Genomic DNA, 24,261 nt, shown 5'->3' with positions numbered 1-24,261 from the left:
AACATAAACTTTACAATATAAATTACGTTATGTTGCTATATAACGCAAGTCAAATTCAGAACATAATTAAGCGTAGACCATCTTTATTACTGGCGGCGTTAAAATTAAGTAAAGCCTTACCTATTTTGGTATTAATAATTTAGCACTAAAAAAGGCGCCTAAACAGGCGCCTTGGTGGGTAATTTAATAAAACCTAAATTAACGATTTAATAAATGTTTTTAAATCATCTGCAAACTCGTCGCGGCGCAGAGCAAACTCTATCGTTGCTTTTAAGTAACCTATTTTACTACCGCAATCGTGGCTGCGGCCTTTCATTGCGTACGCGTCTACTTTTTCTTGCTGCATTAGCATGGCAATTGCATCTGTAAGTTGAATTTCGTTGCCAGCCCCTTGCGGCGTTTTAGCAAGCAGTGGCCAGATGTTTTCGCTTAATACATAACGCCCTACTACCGATAGGTTTGAAGGTGCTTCATCTACTGGTGGCTTTTCTACCATGTTAATAATTGGCGAGCTTTCACCTTGGTGAAGCTCTACGTCACCTAAATCAACAACACCAAATTTGTCTACTTCGTCCATTGGTACTGGCTCAACCATAATTTGGCTGTGCTTAGTTTCTTCAAAACGGGCGATCATCTCTGCTAGGTTGTCTTTTTTAAGGTCGCTCTCTACGTCATCAACAATTACATCTGGCAAAATAACGACAAAGGGTTCGTTGCCAATAATTGGCGCTGCACAGTTAATTGCGTGGCCTAAGCCTTTGGCTTCGCCTTGGCGTACGTGAATAATGGTCACATCTTTAGGGCAAATTGCCTGTACTTCGGCAAGTAATTGCCGCTTTACGCGTTTTTCAAGCGTGGCTTCTAGTTCAAAGCTGGTATCAAAATGGTTTTCGATAGAGTTTTTACTTGAGTGCGTTACAAGTACAATCTCTTTAACGCCTGCTGCTACCGCTTCATTTACTACATATTGAATAAGCGGGCGGTCTACCACTGGGAGCATCTCTTTAGGGATAGCTTTTGTGGCAGGTAACATACGCGTTCCAAGGCCTGCTACAGGGATCACTGCTTTCATCTTGTTCTCCTTAATCTTATTATACTGAAAACGGATATTGGATTGGTTCGTGGCATTGATAACCTACTACTTCAAAATCGTCTCGTGTTACCCAAGTTTCTATATCTTCTAGTGATTTTATGTTTGGGTTAATATTTAATTGCGGTGAGTCAAACGGCTCACGTGTTAGCTGTACATCGCGCATTAACGGTAACTGGTTTTCGTAAATATGCGCGTTAGCAATTTTATGATACGCCTTACCTGCTTTATGGCCGGTAATTTGCGCTACCAATGCCAGTAATACAAAGCACTGAATTTGATTAAAATTAAGCCCCAAAGGCACATCGCAACTGCGCTGATACGATGTTAAATACAGCGTGTCGCCAAGCAGCGAAAACGTATGCGTGTGCATACATGGGCGCAAGCAACCAAGCTCAAACTCACCAGGATTATAAAAGGTAATTATTTCACCTCTGTCATCAATCCCGTTTTTTAAGTTATTTATTACTTTAGCAAGCTGATCGAGCGTTGAGCCATCTGGGCGCTGCCAATTACGCCCTTGCACGCCATAAACGCGGCCCATGTCGTCCTCGCCTTTGCGGTTAGGGTTATTTAGCCATGCGTTATTATCGTTTGCGTTTGCATCCCAAGTTTTACAGCCTATATCGCGAAATTGCGCTGCACTATCGTACCCTCGTAAGTAACCTAAAAGCTCTGCTATAGCGGCTTTGTAGTAACTTTTACGAGTGGTGATCATAGGAAATTTATTATTACCTACATCGTATTCTAAGTCGGCATTAATAACGGTTAAGCAGCGCGTGCCTGTGCGTTTGTTTTCTACCCATACACCTTCGTCAACGATGCGCTGACATAATTTTAAATATTGTTTCATGATCTGTTCTTACTATGCCTTTGCTGCGGTTACAGGTTGCGGTTTTTTGTACGCCCAAATTAATAGCCCTAGGCCACCAATTATCATAGGTAACGAGAGTATTTGACCCATTGAGATAAAATCGGCAAATAGGCCAAGCTGCGCATCTGGTTGGCGGAAATATTCAATACAAAATCTAAATACGCCGTACCCTAATAAAAATACACCGGCTACACTGCCTGCAGGGCGAGGCTTTTTAATAAACCATAATAAAATTAAAAACAGGACTAGCCCTTCAAAAAAGGCTTCGTATAACTGCGATGGGTGACGTGCAAGCGGCCCACCCGTTGGAAATACCATTGCCCATGGCACATCGCTTACGCGGCCCCATAATTCGCCATTTATAAAGTTACCAATACGCCCTGCTAATAAGCCTACCGGAACCAGCGGCACCACAAAATCTCCCACTGCAAATAGTGATTTTTTGCGGGTTTTGGCAAATAGTATAATAGCGGTAATAACCCCTAATGTTCCGCCGTGGAAAGACATACCGCCTTGGTCAATTCTAAATAAATATAATGGATTTTCTAAAAAGTAGCTAAACTGATAAAACAATACATAGCCAATTCTGCCGCCTAAAATAACCCCTAGCATGCCGTAAAAAAGCAAGTCGCTAACTTGCTCTTTAGTCCAACCAGAGTTTGGTTTTTCGGCTTGACGATTAGCAAACCACATCGCAAATGCAAAACCAATTAAATACATTAAACCGTACCAACGTACGCTTAGCGGTCCAACAGAAAAAATTATTGGATCGATTTGAGGAAACTCAAGTGCCATAAATAAACCTTTAGCTAAAAACCATTTTAAGTGCGATGAGCACAAGCAACACCGCGAAAATTTTCTTTATTATATTAACAGGTAAATAATGAGTTGCTTTAGCCCCTAAGGGCGCCACAAACCACGATGTTATTACAATACCAAATAATGCAGGTAAGTATACAAACCCTGCGAACCCATGGGCTAAATCGGTTACCTGCCAGCCTGCGCTTATATAACCAATAGAGCCAAATAGTGCGATAACAATGCCGCTCGCTGATGCACAGCCTATCGCTTTTTTCATATCAACTGAAAAGTAATTAAGCATAGGGGCAATAAGTGCGCCGCCACCAATACCTATTAAACCAGAAAGCGCGCCCATAAGGGCAGAAATGCTCCCTAAAATAATCCCTTTTGGTAGCGGTTTTTCTTTAAGCGATTTACTACGTGATGCCAACACCATTCTGCCTGCAATAAACACAACACTAATTGCAAACACGCTGCGTAATGCTTGTTCGGGTATTAAACTTGCGGCAAAGCCACTTATTAACGCGCCTAAGCCTACACCCGACATAACCCACGGTGCAATTTGCCACGGCACATTATCATTTTTATGATGAGCCAAGACTGAAGAAGTAGAAGTGAATAAAATAGAGGCAAGCGATGTTGCAATAGAAATAACTAATACGTGATCAGGTGAAGTAACGTCAAACATCAGTAATAAGCTACTTAAAACAGGCACAATAATTAAACCGCCGCCTATCCCTAATAGCCCAGCTAAAAAGCCAACTACACAGCCAAGTAGCGCACAACTGGCCACGAGTAAAGCTAAGTCATACATAGTGTTCTCAAATACCTTTTCGTGCGCCTATATTAAAGGATTATAAAGTTAATAGCATCTTTAAGCGCTGCATTATTTGGCGGTGTAGAATAGATCGCCTAATTGGTGTTCAATCATAAAATTGCGCGTTAAGCGCAGTACCTGTTTAGCGTTCGATTGCACTAAGCACTCTGCGAGTAATTGCTGCATATCGTTAATATTTAAGCGCCTTAAAATCCACTTTACTTTAGTTAACGACGACATGTTCATACTTAAATGCCTATAGCCCATGGCAATGAGTAAAATAGCGCCCTCTGGCTCGCCGCCTAGCTCGCCACATAAACTAAAGGGTAAACGGTGTTTATTACATTCATTCGCTACTTTATTTAATACCCTTAACACACCGGGGTGATATGGGTTAAATAACTGAGCCACGCGCGCATTTGCTCTATCGACAGCAAGTAAGTATTGCGTTAAATCGTTACTGCCTACTGAGCAAAAATCTACTTTTTTAGCCCACTCGTCGAGCATAAATATACTTGAGGGTACTTCAAGCATAATGCCCACTTCTGGGCGCTCCAAGTTTTGCTCTGGGTGTTTTTCTGCCAGTTCAAAATAAGCTTGTTCAAATAAAGCGAGCGCTTCGTCTACCTCTTCTGTACCGCTGATCATAGGCAGCATTATTTTTAAATTACCTAAGCCCATGTTTGCTTTTAACATAGCTTTGAGCTGATCTAAAAACAGCTCTGGATGGTCAAGGCTTATGCGTATGCCGCGCCACCCTAAAAAGGGATTTTCTTCGGTGATATTAAAGTAATCTAAAACCTTGTCGCCACCAATATCTAGGGTTCGCATAACCACTGGCGCTGGGTGGTAACTTTTTAGCACCTCCCTATACCAGTTTTCTTGCTCAGCTTGCGATGGAAATTGCCCCTTTTGCATAAACCATGCTTCGGTACGATAAAGCCCTACCCCATCGCAAATATGCGCACTGCTTTGCTCGGTATTAAGCTCAAGCCCTGCATTTAGCATTAAATTTATTTGCTCACCATCTAAGGTAACCGACTGTGCACTTTGCTCTGCTAAAAAGCGGTTATTGAGTAGTTTATCTTGGTGCTTTAGCTGTGCGTATTCATCGAGTAACACTTGCGAAGGAGAAATATATAAACGCCCAGCAAAGGCATCTAAAATCATTGGTTTAGCATCAAATTGCAATAAGGGTAAATCTTCAATACCCCAAATAGCCGGTATTCCCATCGCTCGGGTTAATATAGAGGCATGGCTATTGGCTGAGCCATTCACACTCACTACACCGGCTAAATGCCCGTTGGGTACTTCAGCCAGCATGGCGGGCGTTAAGGTATTCGCAATTAATATGGTATTGGGTGGGTAATCTTTTACTGCGTGCTCTGTGTTCACAAGGTGGTGTAATACCCTTAAACCTATGTCTTTTACATCAACTGCGCGCTCTTTAATGTAGGGGTCTTGCATGGCATTAAACTGCGAAATAAGCCGCTCAATAACAATTTTTAAGGCGCTTTTTGCACACCAGCCCTCTTGTAACTGTACCTCAACATTGTGGCCTAAACTTTTCGCATCAAGTAATTGTTGGTATACATCAAATACCGCGAGTGCTTCACGCGGGATTGAGTCACTCAAGGTCATAGACAGGGTATTAAATTCTTTGCGGGTGGCAGCAACGGCTTGTGTAAACAAACGGCGTTGCTCGGCGCTATCGGGATCTTTTTTTAGTTCTATAGATTTAAAATCAAGCTTGGGCAGTACCACAAAGGCTTGGCCAATCCCAATACCTGGCGCACTCGACACCCCTTTGAGCACTGAGGTTTGGTGTGATGATTCGTCTTGGCGTAAAAGCTCTTTTATTTCAGCATGCGCAAGTTGCGAGGCTAGCTGCGCTGAAAGGGTAATTAAAAATGACTCTTCGTCTTGGCTAAAAACCCGCGCCATTTTTTGTTGTACAACAATAACGCCCAATACCTTTTTTTGATGTACCACAGGTACAGACAAAAAAGCATTGTAACCTTCTTCGTTTACTTCGGGGGAGAGCTTAAAACGCGGATGAGATTTTGCAAAAGCTATATTAATGGGCTCTTCACGCTGGGCCACTAAACCTACAAGCCCTTCGGTAAAACCAATTCTAAACTTACCTACGGCGTCGGGGTTAAGGCCTTCGGTTGCCATAAGTACAAAGTTATCTTGGCTGTAGTCGGCAAAATAAATAGAGCAGCACTGGGTTTTCATGGCCTCTTTAACCATTTTCACAAAGCACACTAAGGCACTGTCTAAATTCGCTTGTTGCGAAACAGACTCAGCAATAGTTCTAAGTGTTGCCAGCATTACCTGCTCCTTATTTTATAATTATGCTACTACCTTTTGTGTCGCCACTGTTCTTTATGATGTTCTCTTTTATTAAAAGGCATTGCAAACGGTGCAAACTCTTTCATCACCCGTCTGTATACATCGCGTTTAAACGACACCACTTGCCTTACTGGGTACCAATAACTCACCCAGCGCCAATCATCAAACTCGGGATGATGTGTTTTAAGCAAGTTTACATCTTCATCTTTGCAACGCAGCTTTAATAAAAACCATTTTTGTTTTTGCCCAATACACACCGGACTAGAGTCGCGGCGAATTAATCGCTTGGGTAATTTATAGCGTAACCAATGTTTTGAGCTTGCAACTATTTCTACATCTTCTGGTCGCAAACCTACTTCTTCGTGTAATTCACGGTACATGGTTTGTTCGGGTGTTTCTCCGTCATCAACACCGCCTTGGGGAAATTGCCAAGAATGTTGACCGTAACGTCTAGCCCAAAAAACCTGCCCCTGATTATTGCAAATTACAATTCCGACATTGGCACGAAAACCTTCGGCATCAATCACCTTAGTGCCTCATTTGTAAGTCGATTTTTAATGATTGTTCCACATTAGCTGCAATTCGGCAAACACTATTATCCCCAAAGTCATCAGGCCCTAATCGCACGTTTACTATTTACGCTGTGCATAACGACTTAACCTTAAATGAGCACTGAGTAATTACAAGGATAAAATAACCCTTAATTGACGCAACTTTTAGCAAAAAAAGCTAAGCTATGCCTTGATTATTATGTTTCGTGCTATTTACTCACAGCTTGTGTATAACTTTTGATAAACAAGGCTATTTTGCAAACAAGTCCACAATAGCAGATCTAAAAACTCGCTTTCTCCACAGATTCTGTGGATAAACATGTTTATATAGTTGTATTTATCCCATATAGAATTTGCTAACTTAATTAAAGCTGAATGAGTTAATTGAAAATATCAAAGCTAGTCAGTCACTTACAGTTAAACTGTGACTTTTTGGGGTGAGCAAAATTACGCCAAACACAGTGCGTATAAAAAACAACCAAAAGCAAAGATATCCACCTTACGGGGGTTTTGCTATCATGGCGCTGTTAATTATTCAAGGTAAATGAGTAGCATGCGACCAACAAAACCCCATTCAATTAATGACTTAATGCAACGCGTAAACGCTATTGCTGGTTTAACATTAGGGCAATTAGCCTCTCAATACAGCTTTAAAACCCCTGACGACCTATTACGCGAAAAAGGCTGGACCGGGCAACTTATTGAATACGTGTTAGGCGCTACTGCAGGCTCAAAACCCCTCCCCGACTTTGAAGATTTAGGCATTGAATTAAAAACACTGCCTATTTCGTATAAAGGAAAACCCTTAGAAACCACTTTTGTGTCGGTTACCCCCCTTATAAACGTAACCGGCATGACGTGGCATTCAAGCGCTGTGCGTAAAAAACTCAATCATGTTTTATGGCTGCCTATATTGAGTGAGCGCGATATTGCGCCTTTTGATAGAACCATAGGCAGTGGTTTTTTATGGCAGCCTACGCCTGAGCAAGATGCGTTGCTACAACGTGATTGGGAAGAACAAATGGAGTTAATAGCGCTTGGGCGAGTTGATGAAATATCGGGCCATTTAGGGGATGCTATTCAAATTAGGCCAAAAGCCGCTAATAGCAAAGTGGTTACCGATGCTATTGGCCCAAATGGGCAAACAATAAAAACCTTACCGCGTGGTTTTTATTTAAAAACCAGTTTTACAGGGGCTATTTTAAAGCAGCAGTTTCAGCTCTGAGCTGTGCAGAAAATATTATGTCCTTTTTCGCACTGCGTGCGCGCGTGAGCAAGCTTAACGCCTACAAAGCATTCTCATCTCTTTGATAAATTATCAGGCATAAAAAATCCCCGCATTAGCGAGGATTTTATTATCTAAAATTAAAAATAAGATTCTATATAAAATAGAATTACTGACCTTTAACTTCTTTAAGACCGTTGTAAGGTGCTTTAGAACCTAGCGCTTCTTCAATGCGAAGAAGTTGGTTGTACTTAGCAACACGGTCAGAACGGCTCAATGAACCTGTTTTAATTTGGCCTGCTGCAGTACCTACCGCTAAATCAGCAATAGTTGCATCTTCTGTTTCGCCAGAACGGTGCGAAATAACAACTGTAAAGCCTGCATCTTTAGCCATTTTGATTGCTGCTAACGTTTCAGTTAGTGAACCAATTTGGTTAAATTTAATTAGGATTGAGTTAGCAATACCGTTATCAATTCCGCGTTTTAAAATCTTAGTGTTAGTTACGAATAAGTCATCGCCTACTAATTGGATTTTATCGCCCATTAATTTAGTTTGGTGTGCAAAGCCATCCCAATCTGACTCATCTAAGCCATCTTCAATAGATACAATTGGGTATTGCTCAGTTAAATCTTTTAAGAAGTAGTTAAACTCTTCTGAAGTGAACTTTTTGCCTTCACCTTTCAGATCGTAAATGTTTGCTTCTTTGTCGTAAAACTCAGAGGCTGCACAGTCCATAGCCAGTGTAATATCTTTACCTAGCTCGTAACCTGCGTTTGCTACAGCTGTTTTAATAGCTGCAAGTGCCGCTTCATTTGATGCAAGGTTTGGTGCAAAACCACCTTCATCACCTACCGCTGTAGAGTGGCCATCTGCTTTTAATACTTTAGCAAGGCTGTGGAATACTTCAGCGCCCATACGTAGGCCTTCGCGGAAGTTTTCAGCGCCAACAGGTTGGATCATAAATTCTTGAATATCTACAGAGTTATCTGCGTGCTCACCACCGTTGATGATGTTCATCATAGGTAACGGCATTGAGTAAACACCTGGTGTACCGTTTAAGTCTGCGATGTGCTCGTAAAGCTCAACTTTTTTAAATTGTGCAGCGGCTTTTGCAGTTGCTAGTGATACCGCTAAAATAGCATTTGCACCTAGTTTTTCTTTATTTTCGGTGCCATCTAAATCTAGCATTACTTTATCTACAGCACTTTGCTCTAATGCATTTTGGCCTTTTAGCGCATCCGCAATTTCGTTGTTAATAAAACCAACTGCGTTTAATACGCCTTTACCTAAGTAACGGGCTTTGTCACCATCACGTAGCTCTAGTGCTTCGCGAGTACCTGTTGATGCACCTGAAGGAGCGGCAGCGCGGCCCCAAGAACCATCAGCTAAATATACATCAGCTTCAACAGTAGGGTTACCACGCGAGTCCATAATTTCGCGACCAATTACTTTTACGATTTCTGACATCTTGATTCCTCTATATTCCCAAAATGGTGAGTTCAGCTAACTTTACTACGTTTTATATCTTTTAGTCAGCCCTTTAGACAAAAAAGCCGTGCAATATGCACGGCTTTTTTTAATTACGAAGACGTTTTTTGATGAGTATGAGCAGCTGCTACAAACCCTTCAAATAACGGGTGACCATCACGTGGTGTTGACGTAAATTCCGGGTGGAATTGCGCGGCAATAAACCATGGGTGATCTTTATTTTCGATGATCTCTACTAGTTTTTTATCTTCTGATAAACCGGTAAAGCTTAAGCCTGCTTGCTCTAATTGCTCTACAAAGTTGTTGTTTACTTCGTAGCGATGACGGTGACGTTCAATAATTTCTGTATTGCCGTACACTTCGTGCACCTTAGAACCCGGCGTTAAGTGACATTTTTGTGCACCTAAACGCATGGTGCCACCTAAATCAGATTTTTCATCACGTATTTCAATGTTACCCTCAGCATCTAACCACTCGGTAATTAAGCCCACCACTGGCGCTTTTGAGTGAATATTAAACTCAGTTGAGTTAGCGTCGGTTAAACCTGCAACATTACGTGCGTATTCAATAAGTGCTACTTGCATACCTAAACAAATGCCTAGGTAAGGCACTTTGTTTTCACGGGCATACTTAGCTGCTAAAATTTTACCTTCAACACCACGGCCGCCAAAACCACCTGGTACTAAAATAGCGTCTAGATGAGAAAGCAGTTCTACCCCTTTGCTTTCTAAGTCTTGCGAGTCAACGTATTCAATATTAATGGTTAAACGGTTTTTAAGACCTGCATGCTTTAGTGCTTCGTTAACTGATTTGTATGCATCTGGTAGTTCAATGTACTTACCAACCATACCAATCGTTACTTCGCCAGTCGGGTTAGACTCTTGATAAAGTACTTGTTCCCATTCAACTAAATCAGCTTCTGGTGCGTCAAGGTGGAAACGACGACACACAAAGTTATCTAGCTCTTGTGATTTTAATAGCGCAGGAATTTTGTAAATGCTGTCTACGTCAGGAAGCGAAATAACCGCTTTTTCTTCAACGTTTGTAAACAATGCAATTTTTGCACGTTCATTGTTAGGCAATTTACGGTCTGAGCGACAAATAAGAATATCTGGCTGAATACCTACAGAGCGTAACTCTTTAACTGAGTGCTGTGTTGGTTTTGTTTTAACTTCGCCTGCAGGGCCTAAGAATGGCACTAGCGTTAGGTGAATAAATAGCGCACGTTCGCGGCCAATTTCTGTACCTAACTGACGAATTGCTTCAATAAATGGTTGTGATTCAATATCACCTACTGTGCCACCAATTTCCACAATCGCAATATCATGACCTTCAGCACCGTCGTATACACGTTGCTTAATGTCATTTGTGATGTGTGGAATAACCTGAATGGTTGCACCTAAGTATTCACCACGGCGCTCACGACGTAGTACATCTTCGTACACTCGCCCTTGTGTGAAGTTGTTGCGGCTGGTCATTTTGGTGCGAATAAAACGCTCGTAGTGACCTAAATCAAGATCCGTTTCGGCGCCGTCTTCTGTAACGTATACTTCACCGTGTTGAATTGGGCTCATTGTGCCTGGGTCAACGTTTATGTAAGGATCCAGCTTTAAAATGGTAACATCTAAACCGCGGGCCTCTAAAATAGCTGCCAATGACGCTGCTGCAATACCTTTACCCAACGAAGAAACAACCCCGCCAGTAACGAAGATAAATTTTGTACTCATGCGAACCCTAGAATATCAGGAATTAAAAGGAATATAACACCCGAGAAAGAGACTCTGGGTATATCATCAAGACGGGGCGAAATTGTACCAAAACAGCGTTGAGCAATCCAGCTAAAAATAGCGTTTAGACGCACAAAAAATGTTCGTTGATTAACATTAGGTTGTACTGAGCAAATCTTATTTCGCTTTTTTAATGGCTTCCCATGCTTCTTCCATTTCGTCAAGCGTTGCGCGCTCTAAACTTTTACCTTTTGCAATTAAATAACCTTGCACTTTTTCAAAGCGCGCCGAGAACTTATCGTTGGCTTGTCTGAGTAGTTGCTCTGGGTCGCGTTTAACATGGCGAGCCACATTTACTGTGGCAAATAATAAGTCGCCTATTTCTTCTGCTGTATGATCGGATGAAGGGTCGTGCTCAAGCGCTTCTTTTACTTCAAGTACTTCTTCACTTACTTTATCAAGTGCCCCGTGGTAGCTTGGCCAATCAAAACCAAGTGCGGCAACACGCTGCTGAATTTTTTTAGCTTTAGTTAAGCTTGGCATATTGGTGGGTATATCTTGCCAAAGTGAGGCTTTGCTTGGCTGTACTTTTGCTGCACGCTCTTGTGCTTTAATTGCTTGCCATTGCTTTGCTAATTGCTCGTCGGTTAATGCTTGCTTGGTGTTAAAAACATGAGGGTGACGGCGGGTAAGTTTACTATTTAGCTCACTAACCACGTCGTTAAAATCAAACATATCCTGCTCTTTGGCAAGTTGTGCGTAAAAAACGATTTGAAACAGTAAATCACCCAGCTCATTTTTAAGCTCGTTTAAATTACCCGACTCTATGCAGTCGGCCACTTCAAAGGCTTCTTCTAGCGTGTGCGGTACAATCGATTTAAAGTTTTGCTTGCGATCCCACGGGCAACCGTCGCTAGGATCGCGAAGCAACGCCATAATATCGAGTAGTTGCTCAAGTGCGTTACTGTTTGCCATTTTATTGGTTTCGCTTGGCACTGTGCACACCTTCAATTTGATGCAGTTTAGACAAAACCCGGTTTGTGCCCGATAGGTCATGCACTTCTATTTGCATAGTAAATACCGCTAACTGATCAGCCCCAACAGTATTAACGTTCATGTTGATCACATTTACTTTTTCGTTAGCCAGTACAGAGCTAATATCGCGAATTAAACCTGAGCGATCGCTGGCTTCTATTTTTATACTTAGCGCATAAGAGCCGTTTATTTCATCTGACCAACTAACCGATATTACACGCTCTGGGTGCAGCTCTTTTAAGTTGTTAAATGAATCGCAATCTTCGCGGTGTACCCCAATGCCACGGCCTTGTGTAATATAGCCAATTATTTTATCGCCAGGTACTGGGCGACAACACTTAGCAACGTGGCTCATTAAGCTGCCTACACCATCAACCACAATGCCGTTTTTATCGCCAGTTACTTTACTTGGCGCTTTAAAACGAATAACGGGTTCTTCTTCAGTACGATCACTGACAAAGTTAAGCATTTGGTTTAAGCGAACATCGCCGGCACCTATGGCAACCATTAAGTCATCTAGTTCTTTAAAATTAAAGCGCTTAATAGCTGGGTCTAAATCTTTGTAGGTTAAATCTAGCTTTTGCAGTTCGTTATCAAGAATCTCTTTACCGGCGCTTAAGTTTTTATCGCGGTCGAGCTGTTTAAACCAATGATGGATTTTAGCCCTTGCACGTGACGATTTAATGTAACCAAGCGATGGATTTAGCCAATCGCGGCTTGGATTAGGCTGCTTTTGCGTGAGAATTTCTACCTGATCGCCCGTTGATAGCTGATGTGTAAACGGCACTATTTTGCCAAATACTTTAGCCCCTATACAGCGGTGCCCTACATTTGAGTGAATGTAGTAAGCAAAATCAAGCGGTGTAGCGCCAACAGGTAAATCGATAATATCGCCGCTTGGGGTAAATATATAGACGCGGTCTTCTACAACTTGGTTTTTAAGCTCTTCGGCTAAATCGCCCCCATCAACCACTTCTTCTTGCCATTGTAGTAATTTGCGCAACCAGCTAATTTTTTGCTCATAGCCTGAGCCACGCCCAGGTAAAGCACCTTCTTTATACATCCAGTGCGCGGCTACGCCTAGCTCTGCATCTTGGTGCATTTCGCTGGTGCGTATTTGTATTTCAACGGTTTTCCCTTCAGGGCCAAATACCACGGTATGAATTGATTGATAGCCATTTTGCTTAGGTGTAGCAACGTAGTCGTCAAACTCTTTATTAAGGTGGCGCCAATTAGTGTGCACAATACCTAGCGCGCCGTAACAATCTTGCAGGCGCTCTACAACAATTCGCATTGCTCTAATATCAAACAGCTGATCAAACTCGTAGTTTTTTTGCTGCATTTTTTTATAAATGCTGTAAATGTGCTTAGGGCGGCCATACACTTGCGCCTCAATACCGGCTTCGCTTAAGCGAGCTTTTACTTGCGCAACCATGTCTTCCATATAGGCTTCACGGGCAAGGCGTTTGTCATCAAGTTGTTTAGCAATGCTTTTATAGGTGTCGGGGTGTAAATACCTAAACGATAAATCTTCTAGTTCCCACTTAAGCTGGCCTATACCTAACCTGTTTGCTAACGGGGCAAAAATATCGGCGGTTTCTTTAGCGGCAATAACACGCTCTTCTTCATCGCCATTTTTTACATTGCGTAAATGGCATACTTGCTCAGCAAGTTTAATCACCACAGCGCGCACATCTTCAACCATGGTAAGTAACATTTTACGAATGTTATCTACCTGCATAGTGCCTTTACCTTGGTGCGATAAAGTACTAATAGCAGCCATTTGCGCAACCCCTGTTAAAAGCATGGCTACATTTTTGCCAAGTTGTGCTTCTACGGTTTCAAGGTCTACTAAGTCGTTTAAGTAGTAATGCGTGAGATACGCGGTTGCGAGAGATTCTGCATCTAAATTTAACTCGGCTAAAATCTCGACCATTTCTATGGCCGTGTTTTGCCGTGCTTGGTTGTCACATGTAACACACAATGCTTGCGCTTTGTTTAGTAGCGTTATTTTCTCTTGCGATAACGCTAACTGTTTTAGGCTAGTAGCAAAGTCACCTGTGTCGTCCTGCTGATGTGATTGACGTGTAGCGACCATAAAACGCTTTACCTCCGTTGAAATAACGCCATTGTTTCTATGTGTCCTGTATGTGGAAACATATTCATTAGCCCAATTTTAGTAACTTCAAAGCCTGCTTGCGAAATAATTGCACTGTCACGGGCTAAAGTAACAGGATCGCAAGAGACATATAAAATGGTTTTAAACTGCTTTAAAGGTAGTTGCTCTAAAACAGCCATAGCACCTGTGCGAGAAGGGTCTAATACTAATACGTCTAGCGCCTTATTAAACCATTGTGCTGTTTCAATTTTTTGCGTTAAATCAAAACAATGAAAGTGCGCATTAGTGATAGAGTTAGTTTGCGCATTTTGTGTCGCCATTGCAACCGCCGATGCAACCCCTTCTACTCCAATAACCGATTTAGCATGCTGGGCTAGCACTAATGAAAAGTTACCAATACCACAAAATAAATCCAATACTTGCTCGTTTCCTTGCAAGTTAAGCCAATTTACCGACTGAGCTAACATAGCTTGGTTAACTTCATCATTTACTTGAATAAAATTACCAAGGCCAAATTCAAATTTTAATTTAAACTTTTCTAAAAAATAATACGGCGTAGGCAAATGAGCCTGCTCTATAACATCGCTGTTGTCTTGCCAGGTAATTAACCACTGCTGTGCGTTTGCCGCTTCTTGTACGTAGCTTTTGGCTTCATCTGGTATCGCTTTAGTATGGCGAATAACAATAAAGTTCCCAGCTTCGTTTTGGCACAACTGCAAATGACTTATACTGTGTAGCGCTTTATATTGATTAATAAGCGTTTCAAAAATACTAAATACGTTAGTAAATGCCTCACTAAGCACATCACATTGCTCAATACTAATCACATTTTTAGAGCTAGTCGCACGATACCCAACTCGCATTTTTTTAGCGGCTCTATCATACATTACGGCAATACGGGCACTGCGTCTGTAATGAGTGGGTTTACTTAAAAGAGGCGCTTGCCAATTTAAGTCGTTTAATTTGGCAAATTTTTGAAACAGTTGCGTCACTGCATTTTGCTTTTCAACCACTTGCTGATTTATTTCTAGGTGCTGCAACTGGCAACCACCACAGTGATTATAATGCTGACAAAAAGGCTGCGTGCGCGCACCGCTTGGATTAATAACCTTAACCAGCTTTGCGCTACTGTACTTGGCTTTATCTTCTATTAGGCTTGCCGTTACTTTTTCATTCATTAAAGCGCCGCTTACAAAGCACACTTTATTATTGTGTTTGGCAACGCCCCGCCCTTGATGATCCATGGCCGTAATATTAAGTGTGAGTGTTTGCTGTTTAAGTGGTTTTTTCTTTGCTTTAAAAATTTGCGCCATGCGGCATTACCTTAAATTTTGTATTACGTATAAGCAAATCAGATGCTTTGAGAATAGCCGATGAACCGTATATACTCGATCCATACTAATAATGATAATAACGCTTCCATTATGACCAAATTAGGCTTACGTGATTCTGTTTTAACCTTAACCTTGATCCCCACAGTGATCATTGGTTTGTTACTTGGCGGCTATTTTACAATAAATCGTTACATTGAGCTTGATGAAATTTTATATCAGCAAGGCAGCTCAATATCTGAACCCTTAGCAATTGCTTTAGAGCAGCCTTTACTTGAAAAAAATAAAAAGCTGCTCAACCGTCTGATTAGTTACACACACAATAAGCACTCCCCAACCATTAAATCGATTGCTATTTTTGATACCAGCAATCAGCTTATTATGACCAGCAACTATCATCGCTCGTTTGATGAACTAACTCAAAAAGAACAAATTGAAAATCTTCACACAACAAAAATTAATAAATCAGAAGAGTTAATCACGTTCTACACCCCAATTTTTAATCACTCTGCGCCGGTATCAAAATGGGATATTAATGATTTTCAAACCCCGCTTGGCACCGTTATTTTACAACTTAATAAAGACCAAGCGATTATAGGCCAGCAGCGAGCGGTTTTAATTAGCGGCATTGTTATTTTATTTTCAATAATATTGGCATCTATTTTAGCGCTTAAGCTTAGCCGTATGTTTATGAACCCGCTTAATAAGTTAGTACTTGCCACCGACAAACTAGTTGAAGGTAAAAGAGACACGGGTTTAAACGACACCATGATGGGCGAATTTGAACTTTTGCGTGAAGGGCTTAATACCATTGCCCACACTATGGTTATGCAAAAAGACGAAATGCAGAAAAATATTGATCAAGCCACGAGTGATTACCGCGAAACCCTAGAGCAATACGAAACCTCAAATATTCAGCTAACTATGGCCAAAAAAGAGGCGCAAGATGCTAACCGCGTTAAGTCCGACTTTTTAGCTAAAATGAGTCACGAGTTACGCACCCCACTTAATGGGGTTATTGGCTTTACGCGCCAATTGTATAAAACACCTTTAAATAAACATCAAAAAGACTACCTCGATACCATAGAACTTTCTGCCAATAGCTTATTGACGATTATTAGCGATATTTTAGATTTTTCTAAACTTGAAGCAGGCGCAATGGAGCTTGAATCAATCCAGTTTCAACTTCGCGATAGCGTAAACGAGGTTATGACATTATTAGCTCCCTCGGCGCATGAAAAACAACTTGAGCTATCTATTTATATCAACCCACAAGTGCCTGATGATTTAACCGGTGACCCCACTCGCCTTAAACAAGTCCTTATTAACTTGTTAAGTAATGCCATTAAGTTTACTGAAAAAGGCTCTATAAAAGTTGATATAAGCTACCGCTTATTAGATGAAGACCGCGCCTCTATTTTAGTATCAGTAACCGATACCGGTGTGGGTATTCCAATGGATAAGCAAGATGCGTTATTTACTGCATTTGGCCAAGCAGATTCATCCATTACCCGTAAATTTGGCGGCACTGGTTTAGGTCTTATTATTACCAAACACATTGTAGAGGCTATGAATGGCCGAATAACGCTAAATTCAGCCCCGGGAAGCGGCACCTGTTTTACCTTTAATGGTGTGTTTAGGTTGCCTGATCATACCTTTAGTAACGACTTACCTTCTAAATCACTTATTGGTAAACGCATATTATACCTAGAGCCACACGAGCATACGCACCACTCAGTGCTTTCTGTATTAAACGAGTGGGAAGCGGTTGTAACCGCCTGTTTTAATGAAGCAGCGTTTTTAGACGCCATCAAACATAAAATGTTCAAGTACGATATTTGTATTATTGGTGATATGGCATCGGTAGATGATATGCAGCGACTTAAGAGCTATGTGAATATGGTTCGCGAGTCGTGCGATTATTTATACCTTATGCTCAATACTGTATCGCATAATATGCGCGAAGCGTTTATTGGTAGCGGTGCCGATGCGTGCTTAAGTAAGCCGCTTAATCACCGTAAATTATGTGAAGTACTGGCTGCGCCTTATCGCCTTGACCATCCAACCTTAAATATTGAGCCAAGCGACCAAACATTATTACCATTAAAAGTACTGGTGGTAGATGACAACGATGCAAACTTAAAACTTATTTGCACCTTGTTAAAAGAGCAAGTTGAATTTATAGACACCGCTTATAATGGCTCGCAAGCCTACAGCTTAAGTAAAAGCCATAAGTACGATGTTATTTTTATGGACATACAAATGCCGATTATGGATGGCATTACCGCGTGTAAACTTATTAAGGAGTCTTCTTTAAACGAAGACACACCTATTATTGCGGTAACCGCGCATGCACTGCACAGTGAAAAAGAGCAGCTATTAAAAGATGGCTTTAAAGGCTATTTAACTAAGCCTATTGATGAGGACATGCTGAGCCAAATTATATGCGATCATAGTCCGCAATCGCCCGTAAGCCGCGACAAAATTAAAAGTGTAACGTCACAAAGCCCTGCTCCATTTGAAAGTAACTGCTTAGATTGGTCGCTTGCGCTACAACGTGCAGGGGGCAAAGGTGAGCTGGCGCTGGAAATGCTCAATATGCTGTTACAAAGTGTGCCAGAGACACTCTCGCAGCTCAACGAAGCTATTGAGCAAAACGATTGCCAAACGGTATTAAGTGTTATCCACAAATTCCATGGCGCGTGCTGTTATACCGGTGTGCCTAAGCTTAAATCACTGGCAGAAACCATAGAAACCTCACTTAAAAGTGATTGCGTGCTAGATAACGTTGAGCCTGAACTATTTGAGCTTCAGGATGAGCTGGAAAACCTCATGGCAGATGCAAGTGCTACCGAGCATCAACGCTAAAAAACACTTAATAAAAAAGCGCAGTAAATGCGCTTTTAACAGGTTTTAATACCATTTTACTTAATTAAGTATTTCTATGAAATGGTGCCACCATGGGGTTAAATTTATAACCTTGCCTCAATCATGAGGCGTTTCATGTCGCGTACTGCTTTTTCAAGGCCATCAATAGCTGCGCGCGCAATAATAGCGTGGCCAATGTTAAGCTCATAAATTTCAGGCATTGCAGCAATTGGTTTTACGTTATGATAATGAAGGCCATGCCCTGCATTTACAATTAAGCCTAAGCTCGCCGCGTATTTTACACCCTCTCGTATGTGCTCAAGCTCTTTGTGTAAATCTTCATCATTAGTGGCATCTGCATACGCGCCGGTATGAATTTCTACATACGGTGCACCACACGCTTTAGCTGCATCTAACTGTGCTTTATCGGCATCAATAAATAATGACACTTTAATACCCGCATCAGTTAGTGTTTTAGTGGCCGCTTTAATTTTATCTACATTAGCGGCCACATCTAGGCCGCCTTCGGTCGTTAGCTCTTCACGTTTTTCAGGTACTAAACATACGTACTCAGGCTTTACTTCAAGAGCAATGTTAATCATTTCATCTGTAACCGCTGTTTCAAGATTCATACGCGTTTGAATCGTTTTAGCCATTACGTATACATCGCGGTCTTGAATATGGCGGCGGTCTTCACGCAAATGAATAGTAATACCATCTGCACCGGCGTGCTCTGCCACACTGGCTGCATGTGCTGGGTCTGGGTATGATGTACCACGCGCTTGGCGAAGCGTTGCAATATGATCAACGTTTACGCCTAAAAGAATGTCTTTCATTTTGTTACCTGTAAAATATGTTTATTGAGAGGCCATAAATAATTCACGGCTTTTTAATGGTTTATTACCCAGTAAAGGTTTTAGTAAATAACGGCTTAATTGTTTTGCCATATAGAGTACATCGCTTTGGCTAAAATCATGATTAGCAATCGCTTTGAGCTGCGCGCCGCTAAACCCTGAGCGCGTATCTTGTTGCATCAAAAAACCCAACTCAGGAAAGTAACTATACGTTTGCCTTTCATCAATTGGCTCACCACTGGCATCAAAGCTAAAGTCGACGCCATAGCCCAACAACTCTAATAGTTGAAATTCGTATGAGCGCAGCACCGATTGTAAATCGACATCGCTATTTAAGTTCTCTAGGTGAGTTTTGTAGAGCTCAAACACTTGTTCAAGTGGCTCGTTTACCGGCACAATGCGGTTAGTCAGCTCATTTAAATAAAAGCCACAGTAAAGCTTATCCTTTGTTAAATATAAAGGATTACCATGTAGCTCAAATTTATTAATGTATTTTAAATCGTACTTGCCACTGTAATGAACAAGCAGTGCCTGAAAAGGCTGCAATTGTGCTTTGTGTTTAGTGGCCTGGCGACCACTCACTCTGGCTAGCATTCTTAGCTGGCCTACGCCTTCTACCAGCATATCGAGCATTACTTGGGAGTCGCTATAAGGACGCCGATGTAATAGGTACGCTGTGTAGAAGTCGCTATCCATATTAGTTGGTTAAATGCAGGTTAATCTTCGCCATAGCCTAAACTTCTTAAGGCACGCTCATCATCTGCCCAACCCGATTTAACTTTAACCCAAAGCTCTAAAAACACTTTGTTATCGAGCATTTCTTCAAGGTCTTTACGGGCTTCACGGCCAATCACTTTAAGCTTTTCGCCTTTGTTACCTATTACCATGCGTTTTTGGGTTTCACGCTCAACAAGAATTAACCCATTGATATGCCAAACACCGTTTTCTTGCCATTTAAACTGCTCAATTTCTACAGTAACAGAATACGGCAGCTCTTCACCCATAAAGCGCATTAGCTTTTCACGAATAACTTCTGCCGCCATAAAACGCATTGAGCGGTCGGTTACATAGTCATCAGGAAAGTAAAATTCGCACGGTGGTAAGCGTTTAGTTACTTCGGCTTTAATTAAATCAACGTTTTTACCTTGCGTTGCCGATACCGGCATAATGCCCACAAAATCAAATTTGTCGCCAAGCATCTTCATATGCGGTAATACTAAATCGCGGTCTTTTACTTGGTCTATTTTATTAATAACAAGTAAAACGGGCTTACCACTTTGCGATACTTTATTAAGTACCATTTCGTCATCGGCATTCCAGTGAGTGCCCTCAACAACAAAAATAATAAGCTCTACATCACCAATTGAACTCGATGCAGCACGGTTCATTAAGCGGTTAATAGCGCGCTTTTCTTCAACGTGTAAGCCCGGCGTATCAATATAAACAGCTTGGTGTTGCCCTTCGGTATGAATACCCATAATACGGTGGCGAGTTGTTTGTGGCTTGCGCGAGGTAATACTTACTTTTTGCTCAATGATTTCATTAAGCAATGTTGATTTACCTACATTAGGGCGGCCAACAATGGCAACCATGCCACAAAACGTATCAATATCACCTTCATGAGGCTGTATTAAGGTATCAAGATTCATTTTTTAGTATCTTCAATGCTTTTTCGGCAGCTTTTTGTTCGGCTTTACGACGCGAGCTTCCAACAGAAATAATGCTATCCATACCTTCAACTATACATTCAACCGTGAACGTTTGATTGTGCGCTTGACCTTTGGTATCAACAACGGTGTAGCCCGGTAAAGATAACTTACGCGCTTGTAGATACTCTTGCAGCAAGGTCTTAGGATCTTTTTGATTAAGCCCTGGTGAAATAGCATCAAGTCGAGATTCGTACCACGCTAAAATCAGCTCGCCACAGCGGTCTATGTTTGAGTCTAAAAACACAGCCCCTATAATGGCTTCTACAGCATCAGCTAATGTTGATTCACGACGAAAACCACCGCTTTTTAACTCACCCGGCCCAAGGCGCAAGTAGTCACCTAAACCAAACTCTAGCCCAAATTCAGCAAGGGTTTGGCCACGCACAAGCGTAGAGCGCATACGGCTTAAATCGCCTTCACGCGCTTTTGGAAATTTGTCGTACAAAGCATTGGCAATAACAAAGCTCAAAATTGAATCGCCTAAAAACTCTAAGCGTTCGTTGTGCTGACCTTTATGACTGCGGTGCGTCATTGCCTGTTCAAGTAAACCTTGATCAGCAAATTCGTAGCCAATTCGTTTATATAATTCTGTTACATTTTTTTTCATTGTTACTGAATATTACCTAGGCGTTCAAAACGAACACCAGTTGGAACCCATCCTGGTAAAACATCATCTGGGCCATTCTCAAATTCAAAACTCATCCATATAAAGACAGCTTTACCCACCAAGTTTTCTTTTGGTACAAAGCCCCAAAAGCGACTATCTTGGCTGTTGTCGCGGTTATCACCCATCATAAAATAATGATCAGCTGGTACAGTCCATTCATCCGAAGGAGTACCTGGTTGCTGATAGTAACGCCCTTTACGTTCAGGTGCGCGTGGGTTGATTAAAATGTCGTGCTTGAGTGTCGTTAAATCTTCATTTACTCGGGCAAGCGACATTTGGCCTTGTTTAAACTCATTATCGTTAATTAATTTAAAATCAATTTTATTAAACTCATTACAAAGTAGGTCACCCTGCTGGGTCTCGCCTTCTTTACAATTAGGTTGAATATATAAACGCTTATCACGATAAACAATTTTATCGCCCGGTAAACCAATAGCACGTTTTATATAATCTACTCGCTCATCTAACGGGTATTTAAAAACAACAATATCGCCGCGTTCAGGCTCGCCTACATCTACAAGCTGGCTACGCCATACCGGGTCTTTAATCCCGTACGAGTACTTTTGTACTAAAATAAAGTCGCCCACCAACAAGGTTGGCATCATTGAACCTGACGGTATTTGAAAAGGCTCAAAAATAAACGACCTAAAAATAGTAATAGCTGCAATCATCGGAAAAATCGATTTTGCAGTTTCTGTAATTGCCGGCTCAGGTGCTATTAACGCCGCTGTTTCTTCATCAAGCTGGCCACCGGCAGATGTTTGGGCAAGCGCCAAACGCTCTTGCCTTTTTGGCGCATACATTAGGTGGTCAATTAACCATATTAAACCTGAGCCTAACGTTAATAACACCAATAAAACTGAGAAATAACCAGCCATCTATAATCCTTTGTTTTTATTTACCAACTTTCAAAATAGCTAGAAACGCTTCTTGCGGTACTTCTACGTTACCCAATTGCTTCATTCGTTTTTTACCATCTTTTTGCTTTTGCAGTAGCTTTTTCTTACGACTTACGTCACCACCGTAACACTTAGCGATTACATTTTTACGTAATTGCTTAACCGTGGTGCGGGCAATAACATGTTGTCCTATTGCAGCTTGAATCGCAATATCAAACATTTGACGCGGAATAAGCTCTTTTAACGCATCAGCAAGTTGGCGGCCGCGTGATTGTGCACTGTCGCGGTGAACAATTATAGCGAGCGCATCAACACGTTCACCATTGATAAGTATATCAACACGTACCATGTCTGATGTTTGAAAGTGCTTAAAGTTGTAATCAAGCGATGCAAAACCACGACTGGTTGACTTTAATTTATCAAAAAAGTCCATAACCACTTCAGCCATAGGTAGCTCATAAGTTACAGCGACTTGCTTGCCGTGATAACTCATTTTAGTTTGCATACCACGTTTTTCTACACACAGAGTAATAACGCTACCTAAAAACTCTTGCGGTACAAGTATGTTTGCCTCTACCACTGGTTCGCGTATTTCAACAATATCATTTACCGCCGGTAAGTCAGACGGGTTATCAATTTGACTCGTACCTTCTTTGGTTACTACTTCGTAGATTACAGTAGGTGCCGTGGTAATTAAATCAATATCGTATTCACGCTCTAAACGCTCTTGAATAATTTCCATGTGTAGCATACCTAAAAAGCCACAGCGGAAACCAAAACCCAGTGCTGTTGAATTTTCAGGTTCAAAAAATAACGACGCATCATTTAAGCTTAGTTTATTAAGCGCATCGCGGAACGATTCATAATCATCAGAGGCAATTGGGAACATACCTGCATATACTTGCGGCTTAATTTTTTGAAAGCCTGGTAAACGCACTGGTGCCGCATTTTTTTGATGCGTAATCGTATCGCCCACTGGGGCGCCGTGTATTTCTTTAATACCGGCAATAACAAACCCTACTTCGCCGGTACGTAAAATACCCGTGTTGGTTTGTTTAGGGGTAAAAATACCCACGTGATCAGCTGTATGTACTTGCTCGTTCGACATTATTTTTATTTTGTCGCCGGCACGTAGTTCACCGTGCTTAATACGCACTAGTGATACAACACCTTGGTATGGGTCAAACCACGAGTCAATAATAAGCGCCTGCAAAGGTTGATCTTTTTCACCTACCGGTGGTGGAATATCCTTTACAATCATTTCAAGTACTTCAGCAATACCAACACCAGTTTTTGCACTACATTGCACAGCGTCTAGGGCATCAATACCAATAATGTCTTCAATTTCTTCTGCTACACGAAGCGGATCGGCTTGCGGTAAATCTATTTTATTTAAAACAGGGATTACTTCTAAATCCATTTCGATGGCGGTATAACAGTTTGCCAGCGTTTGTGCTTCAACACCTTGTCCGGCATCAACAACTAAAAGCGCACCTTCACATGCCGCTAAAGAGCGAGAAACTTCATAAGTAAAGTCAACGTGCCCTGGTGTATCGATAAAGTTAAGTTGGTAGGTTTCGCCATCGTTAGCTGTGTAGTTAAGCGTTACACTTTGCGCTTTAATGGTAATACCGCGCTCACGCTCGATGTCCATTGAATCTAACACTTGCTTTTGCATTTCGCGGTCTGTTAAGCCACCACAAACCTGGATCAAACGATCTGAAAGGGTCGATTTACCATGGTCAATATGGGCGATGATCGAAAAATTACGGATATGCTTCATAAACTGGATTCTAAACTTCTATTTTAATAGGCTAAGTACGAACACCTGAGTGACTTGAAAATACTTA

Annotated in this window: 19 protein-coding genes; 2 read left to right on the top strand and 17 right to left on the bottom strand. The window is 41.5% G+C overall.

Translation table 11 applies throughout. From position 1 onward, the window contains the following. Positions 1 to 193: 193 nt before the first annotated feature. The 6 genes from galU to rppH form a co-directional block, all read right to left on the bottom strand. Positions 194 to 1,072 carry a UTP--glucose-1-phosphate uridylyltransferase GalU gene (galU, locus tag PSH54_RS10530; RefSeq protein ID WP_004586244.1) on the bottom strand — a complete coding sequence of 293 codons (879 nt, stop codon included), beginning with the start codon at positions 1,070 to 1,072 and terminating at the stop codon, positions 194 to 196. A gap of 19 nt (positions 1,073 to 1,091) precedes the next feature. Next, positions 1,092 to 1,943, bottom strand: a complete 852-nt coding sequence (locus PSH54_RS10525; protein WP_004586243.1) for a thymidylate synthase — start codon at positions 1,941 to 1,943, stop codon at positions 1,092 to 1,094. A 12-nt stretch (positions 1,944 to 1,955) separates the two neighbouring features. After that, positions 1,956 to 2,759: a prolipoprotein diacylglyceryl transferase gene (gene lgt, locus PSH54_RS10520; protein WP_004586242.1), complete on the bottom strand. Its 804-nt coding sequence runs from the start codon at positions 2,757 to 2,759 to the stop codon at positions 1,956 to 1,958. A 10-nt stretch (positions 2,760 to 2,769) separates the two neighbouring features. Beyond that, positions 2,770 to 3,579: a sulfite exporter TauE/SafE family protein gene (locus tag PSH54_RS10515; protein ID WP_054982694.1), complete on the bottom strand. Its 810-nt coding sequence runs from the start codon at positions 3,577 to 3,579 to the stop codon at positions 2,770 to 2,772. Between the two features lie 72 nt (positions 3,580 to 3,651). Next, the gene (gene ptsP / locus PSH54_RS10510) at positions 3,652 to 5,916 is read right to left on the bottom strand and encodes a phosphoenolpyruvate--protein phosphotransferase (RefSeq protein ID WP_004586240.1); all 2,265 of its coding nucleotides are present in this window, start codon (positions 5,914 to 5,916) and stop codon (positions 3,652 to 3,654) included. Between the two features lie 29 nt (positions 5,917 to 5,945). After that, the gene (gene rppH, locus PSH54_RS10505; protein ID WP_004586239.1) at positions 5,946 to 6,464 is read right to left on the bottom strand and encodes an RNA pyrophosphohydrolase; all 519 of its coding nucleotides are present in this window, start codon (positions 6,462 to 6,464) and stop codon (positions 5,946 to 5,948) included. Positions 6,465 to 7,041: 577 nt separating this feature from the next. On the opposite strand from rppH, the gene mutH reads away from it, so the two are divergent. Beyond that, a complete protein-coding gene (gene mutH, locus PSH54_RS10500; RefSeq protein ID WP_273606091.1) occupies positions 7,042 to 7,713 on the top strand; it encodes a DNA mismatch repair endonuclease MutH in 672 nt (223 codons plus the stop codon). A 169-nt stretch (positions 7,714 to 7,882) separates the two neighbouring features. On the opposite strand, the gene eno is transcribed toward mutH, so the two are convergent. The 5 genes from eno to rlmD all read right to left on the bottom strand — a co-directional run bounded on the left by eno (position 7,883) and on the right by rlmD (position 15,396). After that, positions 7,883 to 9,181, bottom strand: a complete 1,299-nt coding sequence (gene eno, locus PSH54_RS10495) for a phosphopyruvate hydratase (protein WP_029771921.1) — start codon at positions 9,179 to 9,181, stop codon at positions 7,883 to 7,885. Between the two features lie 113 nt (positions 9,182 to 9,294). Continuing rightward, positions 9,295 to 10,929, bottom strand: coding sequence for a CTP synthase (locus PSH54_RS10490; RefSeq protein WP_004586236.1), 1,635 nt, complete (start codon positions 10,927 to 10,929; stop codon positions 9,295 to 9,297). A 177-nt stretch (positions 10,930 to 11,106) separates the two neighbouring features. Beyond that, on the bottom strand, positions 11,107 to 11,904 hold the full coding sequence (gene mazG, locus PSH54_RS10485; RefSeq protein ID WP_248452076.1) for a nucleoside triphosphate pyrophosphohydrolase: 798 nt from the start codon (positions 11,902 to 11,904) through the stop codon (positions 11,107 to 11,109). 1 nt (position 11,905) lies between these two features. Next, the gene (gene relA, locus PSH54_RS10480) at positions 11,906 to 14,062 is read right to left on the bottom strand and encodes a GTP diphosphokinase (RefSeq protein WP_096041286.1); all 2,157 of its coding nucleotides are present in this window, start codon (positions 14,060 to 14,062) and stop codon (positions 11,906 to 11,908) included. Positions 14,063 to 14,070: 8 nt separating this feature from the next. Continuing rightward, positions 14,071 to 15,396 carry a 23S rRNA (uracil(1939)-C(5))-methyltransferase RlmD gene (gene rlmD / locus PSH54_RS10475; RefSeq protein ID WP_273606090.1) on the bottom strand — a complete coding sequence of 442 codons (1,326 nt, stop codon included), beginning with the start codon at positions 15,394 to 15,396 and terminating at the stop codon, positions 14,071 to 14,073. Positions 15,397 to 15,507: 111 nt separating this feature from the next. On the opposite strand from rlmD, the gene barA reads away from it, so the two are divergent. Further along, entirely contained in the window at positions 15,508 to 18,282 is a 2,775-nt protein-coding gene (barA, locus tag PSH54_RS10470; protein WP_024033078.1) for a two-component sensor histidine kinase BarA, read from the top strand. A 104-nt stretch (positions 18,283 to 18,386) separates the two neighbouring features. Here barA and pdxJ read toward each other — a convergent pair whose 3' ends face one another. The 6 genes from pdxJ to lepA are packed head-to-tail and all read right to left on the bottom strand — an operon-like array spanning position 18,387 to position 24,194. Beyond that, entirely contained in the window at positions 18,387 to 19,118 is a 732-nt protein-coding gene (pdxJ, locus tag PSH54_RS10465; RefSeq protein WP_064385222.1) for a pyridoxine 5'-phosphate synthase, read from the bottom strand. A gap of 21 nt (positions 19,119 to 19,139) precedes the next feature. Then, positions 19,140 to 19,832, bottom strand: a complete 693-nt coding sequence (recO, locus tag PSH54_RS10460) for a DNA repair protein RecO (protein ID WP_024033080.1) — start codon at positions 19,830 to 19,832, stop codon at positions 19,140 to 19,142. A gap of 20 nt (positions 19,833 to 19,852) precedes the next feature. Then, positions 19,853 to 20,785, bottom strand: a complete 933-nt coding sequence (era, locus tag PSH54_RS10455) for a GTPase Era (RefSeq protein WP_004586229.1) — start codon at positions 20,783 to 20,785, stop codon at positions 19,853 to 19,855. Further along, a complete protein-coding gene (gene rnc, locus PSH54_RS10450) occupies positions 20,775 to 21,452 on the bottom strand; it encodes a ribonuclease III (RefSeq protein ID WP_004586228.1) in 678 nt (225 codons plus the stop codon). The genes era and rnc overlap by 11 nt, the downstream gene beginning before the upstream one ends. Before the next feature lie 2 nt (positions 21,453 to 21,454). Then, the gene (lepB, locus tag PSH54_RS10445; RefSeq protein ID WP_004586227.1) at positions 21,455 to 22,390 is read right to left on the bottom strand and encodes a signal peptidase I; all 936 of its coding nucleotides are present in this window, start codon (positions 22,388 to 22,390) and stop codon (positions 21,455 to 21,457) included. A 16-nt stretch (positions 22,391 to 22,406) separates the two neighbouring features. Further along, complete coding sequence (lepA, locus tag PSH54_RS10440; RefSeq protein WP_029771928.1) at positions 22,407 to 24,194, bottom strand: translation elongation factor 4; 1,788 nt, start codon at positions 24,192 to 24,194, stop codon at positions 22,407 to 22,409. Between the last annotated feature and the right edge of the window lie 67 nt (positions 24,195 to 24,261).

The organism is Pseudoalteromonas sp. Angola-30 (genome assembly GCF_028599215.1).
Classification (GTDB): Bacteria; Pseudomonadota; Gammaproteobacteria; order Enterobacterales; family Alteromonadaceae; genus Pseudoalteromonas; species Pseudoalteromonas atlantica.
The sequence above is the reverse complement of the archived record's forward strand: the minus strand, read 5'-3'. Positions and strand labels throughout refer to the sequence as shown.

Bases quoted from the DNA above. Each gene is read 5' to 3' on its own strand.
- ptsP (WP_004586240.1), bottom strand. From the start codon at position 5,916: ATGCTGGCAACACTTAGAACTATTGCTGAGTCTGTTTCGCAACAAGCG.
- galU (WP_004586244.1), bottom strand. From the start codon at position 1,072: ATGAAAGCAGTGATCCCTGTAGCAGGCCTTGGAACGCGTATGTTACCT.
- PSH54_RS10525 (WP_004586243.1), bottom strand. From the start codon at position 1,943: ATGAAACAATATTTAAAATTATGTCAGCGCATCGTTGACGAAGGTGTA.
- lepA (WP_029771928.1), bottom strand. From the start codon at position 24,194: ATGAAGCATATCCGTAATTTTTCGATCATCGCCCATATTGACCATGGT.
- relA (WP_096041286.1), bottom strand. From the start codon at position 14,062: ATGGTCGCTACACGTCAATCACATCAGCAGGACGACACAGGTGACTTT.
- era (WP_004586229.1), bottom strand. From the start codon at position 20,785: ATGAATCTTGATACCTTAATACAGCCTCATGAAGGTGATATTGATACG.
- PSH54_RS10515 (WP_054982694.1), bottom strand. From the start codon at position 3,579: ATGTATGACTTAGCTTTACTCGTGGCCAGTTGTGCGCTACTTGGCTGT.
- pdxJ (WP_064385222.1), bottom strand. From the start codon at position 19,118: ATGAAAGACATTCTTTTAGGCGTAAACGTTGATCATATTGCAACGCTT.
- eno (WP_029771921.1), bottom strand. From the start codon at position 9,181: ATGTCAGAAATCGTAAAAGTAATTGGTCGCGAAATTATGGACTCGCGT.
- mutH (WP_273606091.1), top strand. From the start codon at position 7,042: ATGCGACCAACAAAACCCCATTCAATTAATGACTTAATGCAACGCGTA.
- rlmD (WP_273606090.1), bottom strand. From the start codon at position 15,396: ATGGCGCAAATTTTTAAAGCAAAGAAAAAACCACTTAAACAGCAAACA.
- barA (WP_024033078.1), top strand. From the start codon at position 15,508: ATGACCAAATTAGGCTTACGTGATTCTGTTTTAACCTTAACCTTGATC.
- lepB (WP_004586227.1), bottom strand. From the start codon at position 22,390: ATGGCTGGTTATTTCTCAGTTTTATTGGTGTTATTAACGTTAGGCTCA.
- rnc (WP_004586228.1), bottom strand. From the start codon at position 21,452: ATGAAAAAAAATGTAACAGAATTATATAAACGAATTGGCTACGAATTT.
- recO (WP_024033080.1), bottom strand. From the start codon at position 19,832: ATGGATAGCGACTTCTACACAGCGTACCTATTACATCGGCGTCCTTAT.
- PSH54_RS10490 (WP_004586236.1), bottom strand. From the start codon at position 10,929: ATGAGTACAAAATTTATCTTCGTTACTGGCGGGGTTGTTTCTTCGTTG.
- lgt (WP_004586242.1), bottom strand. From the start codon at position 2,759: ATGGCACTTGAGTTTCCTCAAATCGATCCAATAATTTTTTCTGTTGGA.
- mazG (WP_248452076.1), bottom strand. From the start codon at position 11,904: ATGGCAAACAGTAACGCACTTGAGCAACTACTCGATATTATGGCGTTG.